Origin of the sequence: Suttonella ornithocola (assembly GCF_001889065.1) — a bacterium.
In the GTDB taxonomy this organism is placed as follows: domain Bacteria; phylum Pseudomonadota; class Gammaproteobacteria; order Cardiobacteriales; family Cardiobacteriaceae; genus Suttonella_A; species Suttonella_A ornithocola.
In genome coordinates, this window is sequence record NZ_LWHB01000115.1 from 1 (window position 1) to 2,260 (window position 2,260).

The 2,260-nt window shown below is 34.1% G+C and carries 4 protein-coding genes; 2 read left to right on the forward strand and 2 right to left on the reverse strand.

Annotation, left to right across the window (positions count from 1 at the left end):
- The first annotated feature begins 146 nt into the window (after window positions 1-146).
- On the forward strand, window positions 147-605 hold the full coding sequence (locus A5N85_RS08865) for a hypothetical protein (protein ID WP_072576904.1): 459 nt from the start codon (window positions 147-149) through the stop codon (window positions 603-605).
- A gap of 26 nt (window positions 606-631) precedes the next feature.
- On the opposite strand, the gene A5N85_RS08870 is transcribed toward A5N85_RS08865, so the two are convergent.
- Window positions 632-1,279, reverse strand: a complete 648-nt coding sequence (locus tag A5N85_RS08870; RefSeq protein ID WP_072576905.1) for a S24 family peptidase — start codon at window positions 1,277-1,279, stop codon at window positions 632-634.
- Between the two features lie 79 nt (window positions 1,280-1,358).
- Here A5N85_RS08870 and A5N85_RS08875 point away from each other — a divergent pair, with 79 nt between their 5' ends.
- Window positions 1,359-1,955: a lytic transglycosylase domain-containing protein gene (locus A5N85_RS08875; RefSeq protein ID WP_072576906.1), complete on the forward strand. Its 597-nt coding sequence runs from the start codon at window positions 1,359-1,361 to the stop codon at window positions 1,953-1,955.
- A 94-nt stretch (window positions 1,956-2,049) separates the two neighbouring features.
- Here the strand turns inward: A5N85_RS08875 and A5N85_RS17295 are convergent.
- Window positions 2,050-2,260, reverse strand: a 211-nt coding sequence (locus tag A5N85_RS17295; protein WP_249023922.1) for a transposase, incomplete at its 5' end; no start/stop codon positions are given.

A 2,260-nucleotide genomic window follows, 5' to 3' on the forward strand; every position in this document is an offset into this window, starting at 1 on the left:
TATGGATGTGATCAGTATCCGCAATGCGACTATAAATCTTTTGATTGAATCTTATTTCAAATAAAAATCATTTAGTTGCAAAATTATGATAATTTTGTCATTATTGAAACTTTTAATGGCTAAATTTAAATGATAAGGAACTATTGATGAAAAAAATCTTAGTTATGAGTTTGACGTGCGCTCTTGTATTACAGGGATGTGGGGAAGATAGTCCTAAAAATGAAGAAAGCAAAGAAGAAAAGAAGGTTGCTGAAAAAACTATCGTTAAAGATGCAAAATACTATAGCGAGAATGTTAGTGAATTGCAGCCGTTATTAGAAGAATGTCAAAATAAACTTCAAGCTGCGAAAACTTTAGAAGCACTTAAACCTCTTCAAAAAGATGAAACTTGTAAAATAGCTTATACCGCCAAACTTGCCATTGAATTAGGTAGTCTTGATAAAGCTGTTATTCGACAAGTTGATGGTTCAGTATGGAAAACAAGGGTAGTTGATAGAGCACTTCAAGTATTTCCATCAAAATCTCGTAGCAAGTCTAATAATGAAGACTCCAAAGAAGCTAAATTAAGCCTTTCAGATTTTATGAAAGAATATAAAGAAGAATGAATTGGTTCAGAAAACTAATGAAAAATCTAGTTAAAAAAAGCACCAACAAAATAACTCATTTTACCTAACACTCTGAAATTATTATAATTTGGATAATTTGGATTCATGGTCATTAAATAAGTTTGCCCTCTCTCTCGAATAAATTTAGCAAAAACGCCAAAATTTTCTACCTGAGCGAACACAAAACTTCCATTTTCAATCTCTACATTCTCTACATTTGAATCCAACTTCTCAAAAATGATGATTAAACCTGAAGGAAAAGATTCCCTCAGGTTTAATATATTCAACATACTTTCATTTTCTAGCTCAATAGCAAAAGGCTCATTAAGATTCTTCCATACTGGAATCATTCTCCTGCTCTCATAATCTGCTTGTTCTTTATCTGCTTTAATGAATTCCCCAGCTGTATAAATAGGAATAATATAATCTAATCTTTCATAGTTATTTCCCAGCAGTAAGTAGTCTATAGATATTCCCCAACGTTGCCCCAACAGAGCTAGTTGTTCCGCTCTTGGGCACCCTTTCTCTAGATCAAACCAATCTTTCGCGGTTTGGACACTTACGCCTACTTCCTTTGCTAGCGTTGTATATAACCCTCTGCCTACATCAATTCCTTGATTAGAAAGCGCTGTTTTAAGCCTATCTACAAATTGTTGCTTTTCTATATTTGCCATGATTTTCAACTTTTATTTAATTTTGTTCAAAACACTATTTTACATATAAAAAAAGTCATCCTCATCTTTACAATATAAATTGATTAAATTACCATATAAATATCAAGTTATGTTTGAGTTTTTAGGCTGTCCTATCGTTGTCCCTCCTGAGCAGATGAGCGCCATTGTGCGCACCGAAAGCTCAGCCAATCCTTATGCCATAGGGATAGTTGGTCATTATTTATCAAGACAACCATCTAACGAAAACGAAGCTCTTGCTGTTGTTACAGCTCTGAAAGATGGGGACTATAACTATAGCGTTGGTCTTTCCCAAATCAACAAAATCAATTTTTATAGATATTTATCCTTTTCAAAGTTATTTGATAAATGCAGCAATTTATTGGCAGGTTCGAAAATACTAAAAGCTTGCTATGAACGGCTAAAAGACTGGGGGCAAGCATATAGTTGTTATTACAGTGGCGATAGTATCACTGGCTTCAAGCATGGTTATGTTGCAAAAGTAAAACAGAATTACACAAAGCCTATCTTACAAGTAGTCGCGATACCAAGCGCATCTTCTGCTCCTATTAAATTAATTTCTAGAAAAAATAAGAATTCCAATGATGAATCATTGGTTAAACCTCCTTCGTTAAAACAGCGAAGACTTAATGCTTCTCTCTCTTCTATCGATTCATAAATAAGAGGTTTAAATGAGTATACAAACATTAGACTCAGATCAATCAATTAGTCAAGTGGCTGACCAAAATACGGAAGTTTGTAATATAGTGCAATCATCTAAAACCCAACCCAATCCAAAGCAGATAAAAGAATAAAGTATCAATACAATCCATCCGCCATTCTTTGCGGATTTGCTTAATCCAAGCCCACATCTTTTCAATGGGATTTAAGTCTGGACTATAAGGGGGTAACCAAACTATCTCATGCCCATGCTCTTCAATGATTGCTTGAATATCACTGCGTTTATGAAAAGCGGCATTGTCC

What these genes read in the sequence shown, in the direction of transcription:
- A5N85_RS08865 (WP_072576904.1), top strand. Translation starts at nt 147, where the DNA reads ATGAAAAAAATCTTAGTTATGAGTTTGACGTGCGCTCTTGTATTACAG.
- A5N85_RS08870 (WP_072576905.1), bottom strand. Translation starts at nt 1,279, where the DNA reads ATGGCAAATATAGAAAAGCAACAATTTGTAGATAGGCTTAAAACAGCG.